At 51.7% G+C, this 7000-nt stretch carries 10 protein-coding genes; all 10 read right to left on the bottom strand.

Going from position 1 to position 7000, the window contains the following annotated elements; genetic code table 11:
• Positions 1 to 174 (bottom strand): DUF2612 domain-containing protein (locus tag ACJY2G_RS20970; RefSeq protein WP_439292101.1); only part of this gene is annotated, 174 nt, incomplete at its 3' end.
• Entirely contained in the window at positions 171 to 1370 is a 1200-nt protein-coding gene (locus tag ACJY2G_RS20965; protein ID WP_439292100.1) for a baseplate J/gp47 family protein, read from the bottom strand. The genes ACJY2G_RS20965 and ACJY2G_RS20970, both read right to left, overlap by 4 nt.
• Positions 1367 to 1720, bottom strand: a complete 354-nt coding sequence (locus ACJY2G_RS20960) for a hypothetical protein (RefSeq protein ID WP_439292099.1) — start codon at positions 1718 to 1720, stop codon at positions 1367 to 1369. Before ACJY2G_RS20960 ends, ACJY2G_RS20965 begins: the two co-directional genes overlap by 4 nt.
• Positions 1717 to 2472 (bottom strand): Gp138 family membrane-puncturing spike protein, encoded by a 756-nt coding sequence (locus ACJY2G_RS20955; protein WP_439292098.1) that lies wholly within the window; start codon positions 2470 to 2472, stop codon positions 1717 to 1719. Before ACJY2G_RS20955 ends, ACJY2G_RS20960 begins: the two co-directional genes overlap by 4 nt.
• Before the next feature lie 62 nt (positions 2473 to 2534).
• Positions 2535 to 2885 carry a hypothetical protein gene (locus ACJY2G_RS20950; protein ID WP_439292097.1) on the bottom strand — a complete coding sequence of 117 codons (351 nt, stop codon included), beginning with the start codon at positions 2883 to 2885 and terminating at the stop codon, positions 2535 to 2537.
• Position 2886: 1 nt separating this feature from the next.
• Complete coding sequence (locus ACJY2G_RS20945; RefSeq protein WP_439292096.1) at positions 2887 to 3918, bottom strand: baseplate hub protein; 1032 nt, start codon at positions 3916 to 3918, stop codon at positions 2887 to 2889.
• Positions 3919 to 3920: 2 nt separating this feature from the next.
• Positions 3921 to 4226: a phage baseplate plug family protein gene (locus tag ACJY2G_RS20940; RefSeq protein WP_439292095.1), complete on the bottom strand. Its 306-nt coding sequence runs from the start codon at positions 4224 to 4226 to the stop codon at positions 3921 to 3923.
• Entirely contained in the window at positions 4223 to 4834 is a 612-nt protein-coding gene (locus ACJY2G_RS20935; protein ID WP_439292094.1) for a phage baseplate protein, read from the bottom strand. The genes ACJY2G_RS20940 and ACJY2G_RS20935 overlap by 4 nt, the downstream gene beginning before the upstream one ends.
• The gene (locus ACJY2G_RS20930) at positions 4834 to 6846 is read right to left on the bottom strand and encodes a transglycosylase SLT domain-containing protein (RefSeq protein WP_439292093.1); all 2013 of its coding nucleotides are present in this window, start codon (positions 6844 to 6846) and stop codon (positions 4834 to 4836) included. Before ACJY2G_RS20930 ends, ACJY2G_RS20935 begins: the two co-directional genes overlap by 1 nt.
• Positions 6836 to 6991, bottom strand: a complete 156-nt coding sequence (locus ACJY2G_RS20925; RefSeq protein ID WP_439292092.1) for a DUF6889 family protein — start codon at positions 6989 to 6991, stop codon at positions 6836 to 6838. The genes ACJY2G_RS20930 and ACJY2G_RS20925 overlap by 11 nt, the downstream gene beginning before the upstream one ends.
• Positions 6992 to 7000: the final 9 nt, after the last annotated feature.

Below are 7000 nucleotides of genomic sequence, written 5' to 3'. Positions count from 1 at the left end.
TTTACCAAGAATATCCAGCTGCACACCGATAGCCTCATCAATATCAAACTCAGTAATGAATGCCGTCATCGCATTAGCTGTATCCGTTAATGGACGCGTTATAAGGTCAACATGGTTAACAAAAAGCGGCTTCTGACTGTGGTAATTGGTAATGAGGTCTGTGTATTTACTCATGCCGTCACCGTAATGTTGATGTTATTCACATCGCAGGTTGCCGATTCGCTGTAACCGATAGTGATATTCGCGGCTGCAACCACCCCGGCGCTTTTTCCAATCTGCAAACTGGTGATATCGTAATATCGACTTTCACCGCCGCTCACTACGCCGAGGTTTGCAGGTGAATAAATCCGACTTAAAAGAACGTCATCGCCGATGGTCAGCGCATTAATATATGCAGCAATGGCCGTTTTAATATCTTCTCCGATCTGAGTGGTGTAACCCGTAAAGGCCTGAAGTGAAATTGCGATATAAACTGGCACCGGAACCGGACGGTTAAAGCCAATTACGTGAGGATTCCCGTATTTATCTGCCACGGTGATGTGCGTGGTGCCATTCGGAGTAACACCCTGCCCTTTTTTCAGTTGTATCGTTGTCGCAATTTCTGTCGCGTCACCGCCGTCAATCACTGCTGTAATTGAATGCGCTGGCAGGCCGTTGGCGTCTACCGAACCTGTATCATTCTCGTAGAGCTTATGGCGCGTCACCCCTGAAATATTGGCAATCGCACCATCCAGAGCATCGAACGGTGTCACTGACGCCAGCGCCACGCTTTGCGCCTGACGGATGCGCAGCGCCGCGTCAGTTTCAGCAGCAGAGCCAACGGTTGCCGCATTGGGGTTCGTGACAGACACCCAACCGCGCGTTGGCGTGTTGATACCTGTAATCGTTCCGGCCAGCGCGGCAACAGCGCCAGCGGTCGCACAGGTCGCGGTCACCATAACTGCCCCCCCGGTACCGATCACCACCGATGCTGGCAGCGTCCAAATAATATTGTTTGCGTCCTTAGCGGAGCCGTTGACTATTTCCAGACCGATGGTGCCAGTTATCAGCAGGTCAACCGTTGAGTTATTTGCCGGGTCGCGGGCAATGCCGTTGATTTTTACGTTGCTGGCAAGCCCGTTACCGAGCCCAGTAGCTGGTGAGAATGAGTTATAGACGGCTATGGCCGTATTGTTGGCATCGTGGATTGCCAGCGCGTACAGGGCGATCATCTGTCCGTCTTTTCCGTCAGGCTCCAGATAGGCGTCGGTACCGTAAATCTGTTGAAAATATCCGGTCACAGTCGAGAGGATTGTCTGATAATCGGGCGCACTGATCCCGGAGGCGGTCACCGTAGCGGAGAGCCCCAGCGTGTCGAGATTGAGCATCATGCCTCGCTTGTGAAGGTCGTCTTCCCGTAGATGGTGTCTATGGTCGCCGTAAACGAAACGCGCCGCGTTCTGCTGTCAACGGCCGTATTAAAGGAGATAATTGAGCTGACACCCTGCGTCTGCAGGATATGCTGGCGGACAGCCAGGTTGTAAACGTCAGGGCTTTGCTTGCCGAGTACGGACTGGATATAAGGCGTGCCGGCCGTCGTATCGAGAAACCATTGCCCGCGCCAGAGCAGGAAGCGCGTTTTGACCGCCTGCGCCACCGCCTCCGGTGAGTTAATCAGAAAAGTGTTATCACCCTGCCCGAACGTGTAATCACCATCAGCGTCTTCTCGTCGATATCTCATACCGGTTTCCCCGTCTGACCGCTGCCAGTCTGTACACCGCTGTGAACATGATTCTGCAGGCTCTTACCGCCAGCGGTAACGTCGTTCGTAACCGTGATCGGCCCCATCATTGTAGCGTTGCCGCCGCCCGGCCCCATGCCCTGGCTCAGCGAGCCGTTAATCGTCACAGCACCATTCAACACGATTGTTGGAGATGTAATTTCGGTGCCGCCCTGCGCACTGGCGGTCAGCTTGCCGGGGGTATTCACGGTAATGTCATGGCCTGCGGCTACCTCGATGAACGCGGCACCATCATCGGTACGCAGCTGCGCGGAATTGGTGCTGATCCCGCTAATTTTCTGCGCCTGTGACTGTGGGCCTACAATGGCGAAAGCGTCCGACAAATCGTGCCGACGGGTGTCTACCGGCTCCTGCACGCCGCCGCTTTGCCACCAAAAATCAATGCAGCAATCGGAGATAATCACCAGGCACTCATCCCCAGCTTTGACAGGAAACGTCAAAGTGACGCCACCGCCGCGAGGAAATACAACCGGTACATCAACAAGAAGCGGCAAATTGAGCGACACGGGATTCCCCGCCTCGTCGGTCTCCGAGCCCTTGATGGCTGGCTGAATGACACAGGTCACGGTCTCCGGGTCGAATGACTGGATGATGCCCGGCATAGAAACCCGCAGGTTGCTCATTATTGTTTTAGCTAAAGCGGTATCCAGGTGTTGCTCACTTCCGAGCTGGGAATTAAGAGGAACTGGCATACTTTACTCCAGGCAATAAAAAACCCGCACTCGGCGGGTTTCTTCTTTGAATATGGGTGTTTTTACTTCACTTTCACACAGTCATATGTCCAGAACTGGCGCGGCTGATCCATGTTGGTGCGGACAACTTCAACGTTGAGGATGGCTTTGTTGTTGCGCTTTACGTAATCCATCCCAAGCCAGCGGCCAACCTTCGGGTCAGGCAGCATCCACTGCATCATGACGTTGTTATAATCATCCTTCTGTTTAAGGAAGGTCAGCTTTTGGGTTTCTGGCTTTTGGCCGTTAATTCTGGACCAACCATCATCTGATTTGCTGGTCCCTAAGTGGAAGGGTCCACATTGAGAGTCAGCGTAAACCGTAGAAGCAAATAAAGAGGCGAATAGGATCGGCGCTAACTTTAAAAAATTCATCTCAATACACCTTATTGATTGTGCTATTAGATTGTAGATCAGCACTTCCTTTAGCGAGACACAGCAGGTCCATATACCACGCCTGCCCGCGAGTGTCCCCAGTATAGTTGATGCTGCCTACGATGTAATCACCGTCAGTATTAATCGATGCCGGTTGCTGTCCGACAATTCCGCCAACGTAGAGATTACCCTCCGTTTCCATTTCGCCCAACCGACCGCCAGTCCCTTGAGTACCTGCAATCTGCTCATTAGAAAGAGAGGCGCGATAGACGGAATGCTGGTCTAGGCGGATCAGGCCGCCAAGCTTAATATTTGGATTTATCAGGCAGCGAACGTTTACGCCAGCGCCCATCGTCTGCTGAGGCATGCCGATGAGGCCGGTATTGGCGTTCAACACCACAGCCTCCTGAATATACTTCGACTGAGAAACCATATTCACCTGGTTGTTCTCATACCACCAATTGGCACCGCATTGCTGCGAAATGTCATTCATCAATACGCTGGTTGATTTGAAAATGACGCGGCCACGCGGGAATACTGTTTCGGGCATTTCGCCGACACTACCCGTTTTGATGTCGTAGGGATCGAAAGATTTCATGCCGAGAGCGAATAAATCTGAATACTTCCAGCCGGCGGCAACCGTCGTTTTAACGCTCGCGTTGAGATGCCCCTCCCAACTATCGATACACTGGAGAAGTAACCACGAATCGGTGATATTTTCTTTCCCGGCTATCGAAAATCGAATGTCACCGTTAAAAATAAGGCCAACATTTTTATCTGGATAATTACCCATAACATCCTGATCACCGTTATAACCGGCAATCACCCGGATACGGGTAAACTCTTTGCCCATAATTCGGTTCTGCGTCGTCGGCGAAAGGTTATACACCTTAAAGTTGCCTACAAAACCGTTGAAGATTGTGTTGGGCATTTTCTCAATATCAAACGACACTTTAAGGTCGGTGAGCGTAATACCATTGCCTTCATCGTCCAGCAGCTGTAACTCGAAGTGCCGCATCCAATTTTTGCTCATGCTTACTCCGTTTTAACGTAAAGGTGACTGTCGGTGCCGAGACCGGTTTGAGTGGGGTATTCCTGCATGGGATCATCGCAGACAACGGTTAAACCAAAACCGAGTCCGAGATGTTGGTACTGCGCGAGCAGATCAGTACCTGTAACCAGTGGGATGCCCGCAATAATTGCAGCATCGCTACTGTCGAGTAAATCCAACACCCATCCCATGCCTTCGCGCCAGATCAATCTCATCTTTAGCGATAGGCCATTTATCGTTGTGCTGAACGTTTGGTTGTCAGCAGACAGAGGTAATTCGGTGATGATCATTTGAACCAACCTGTTCCCGCCGTGACTATTTTAGAAAGAATTGACTGGTCGACAGCCTTGGGTGTTTTCACGCCCGTGTTGGCTACAGCCGATGTGTTTACCCCCTGCGTCATATTCTTTTTATCTGTGACGCTAACCGAAGCCGTCTGAGTGGTGATTACTTCCCGAAGCGTTAGAGTTGCCATAAGCACGTTCTCGCTTGTCTTGTCAGTGGTCACATCAAGGGTGTGGATCAGCATATTTTTGTACTGTCTTTTTCCCGTTACCACGTCGAAAGGCTGGCGAAGGCGCTGCAGGTCAATCAGGTTTTGATAAACCTCCCTCGGACTCAAACCCAGCGAGATACCTGCGGCCGATGTGTCGAGAAAATCCAGCAAGGAGCCCCCGCCAGAAAAACCAACTTCCATCGTCACTTCTGCCGGTCGCCGGTATGCGTGGTCAGCAATATATCCCGCGCCCGAAGAGTCATCACCGGTATTGGTCGGGACCTCTACTGGATGTTCGGTGATTTCCAGGGCATCCGAATGTTTTTCGGAAACCACCACGTCGGGAATAATCAGTCCAATGCTCCGGGATCGCTGATGAAGGAGTACGGATAAAATATCCATCAGTTTGGCCCCTTATTCATTTGCTGTGTTGCTCTTGAGTTAACAACCGACTGACGTTTTTCTACTTCACCAGCTGTAGCGCGCGGGTCGCTTGAACCATAAACTGTGATATGAGTTTCCTGATTAAGCGTGTTCCCCGGCATATTGCTGAGCACCTTCGGCACGTAGTTACGTGTTTCCTGTGGCATCAGCGCCATACCATGCTTCTGGACGTTGCCAACACCCCAGTTGTATGAGGCCAGCGTTTTCTCCAGATCACCGCCGTTCATCTTCATTAACTGGCTGAGGTATTTGGCGGCCGCCTGTGCGGATTTGACCGGATCAAAGGCATCATTACCCCGCAGCCCTAAATCTTTGGCCGTACCGGGCATAAGTTGGAACAGTCCCTGTGCGCCAGCACCCGATACTGCATTTGGGTTACCAGCAGATTCAGTGATAGCAACGCTTTTCAATAACCCCTCAGGCAGATGGTAAAGCGCCTCCAGTTTATCCAGAGTCGGACTTAGCCATCCTAGTAAAGCCGAACCTGCAGCAGTCGCCTGTGGCGGCTTGAAACCGCTCGCTAACCCTCCGGAAGGAAGTAACCCCTCATTTCCTGCGTGCAGGGTAAAGAAACGGTTAACAGCATCGTTCGCTTTAAAATACTTATCCAACAACCAGTTTCTGTTTTGAGTCGCTATCGCAGTAACGCCGGGAAGTGCATCGGGCTGATCGCCGCCTTGGGTCATCAACTGCTTGGCGAGACTTGCTGCGTCAGACCACCGACCTTCATTGATGGCGTTAAGCAATGCGCTGATGGTGTTAAGCATTTTGCTGAGTTCGCCAAACTGTTTAGTGAGGCTGCCAAACTCAAATTTGATGGACCACGTTTTGGGGTCTATGCCGAAGAGGTCAAGGATTTCATTCTTCAGACGATTAACGCCAGTCCATAATTTATCAATACCATCCAGTGCAGAGTCTATATCGGGCTTCCACTTACCCCAGTCAATCAGGCTTTTCCCGCCCTCTTTCCATGTGCGGTAATCATCATACAAACCGATAATTGCCAACCCTAACGCTGTGATGAGACCGATAGGCGACATAACAAAAGCTCTATTGAGAAGTCGCCAGGCAACAATCAACGCGCCGAATATCTCAATAAGTTGCTGAGTCCCCTTATCGAGATGATTCCACCACTCCCGAATATCACCTGCGGCCTGAATCAGCCTGAACACGACGCGCCCGATCACATCAGAGAGCCAGAGCAACCCTTTCACGCCCCGCGTGATGGTATCTTCAATTTTCGGGAAATTATCGAGGATTTGTTTTCGCAGGTTATCGATAGAACCCGCCAATCCGTTGGCGAGATTAGAGCCGATTTTATCCCGCGCCATGCCTGCCATTGCGCTAAAATCACGCAGCGAGGTCATGAAACGGTTAGAACCCACAGCGGCCTGGTCAGCGTTATACCCGATGGTTTTCGCCATCGCCGAGTATTCAGCGGTAAAGCCAGTCATGCCTCGGCGCATTGCCATCAGCGTGTTTTCGTCGATACCCAGCATCTGGGCATACTGATTTGCCCGGTAATACGGCATGCTCTTTAGCTTATCGCCGACGCCCGAGAACACGGACGCCATGTCCTTCAAATTGCCTTTGGCGTCTCGCGTCTGTACACCAAGCCGGTTAAGGAAGCTTTCAGCGCCCGGATTGTTACGCATGAACCGGGACAGGCTTTCCAGTGAACCCTGCGCAGATGCCGCATCTGAACCGGTTTGTGATGCGGCATAGCCCAGCGCCTTAATGCCCGCCACGCTGGCGCCAGTGCGCTGTGATGCCCAATAAAGGTTATCTAACCCGCTGGCAATTTTCGCCGTAAAGGCTGTCACCGTCAGCGCGGCGCCTTCAACAGCGACCGCCATTTTGAACACGTTGGCTGTCACGCCAGCGATCACAGCGTCGAACTTTTTAGCGCCAGCATCATCAACAGCAAAACCGAGACTGACGAGGAAATCCTTAATAGTTTCAGCGTCCATCGTTATCAGCTCTCCACTTTGCTATGCGCGCTTCGTTATCGTTTTCCATCTGCAGGTAATCATTCATCAGCGCGATGTCGCACAGATCAACAGCGCCCGACTTCAGGTCTTTCATGTCAAGCTGAAAGGCCTTGGCCGGGCGCATGATGAAATC

Origin of the sequence: Rahnella sp. ATs2, assembly GCF_051851855.1 — a bacterium.
In the GTDB taxonomy this organism is placed as follows: Bacteria; Pseudomonadota; Gammaproteobacteria; order Enterobacterales; family Enterobacteriaceae; genus Rahnella; species Rahnella variigena.
This window is presented reverse-complemented; position numbering and strand designations above follow the sequence as displayed.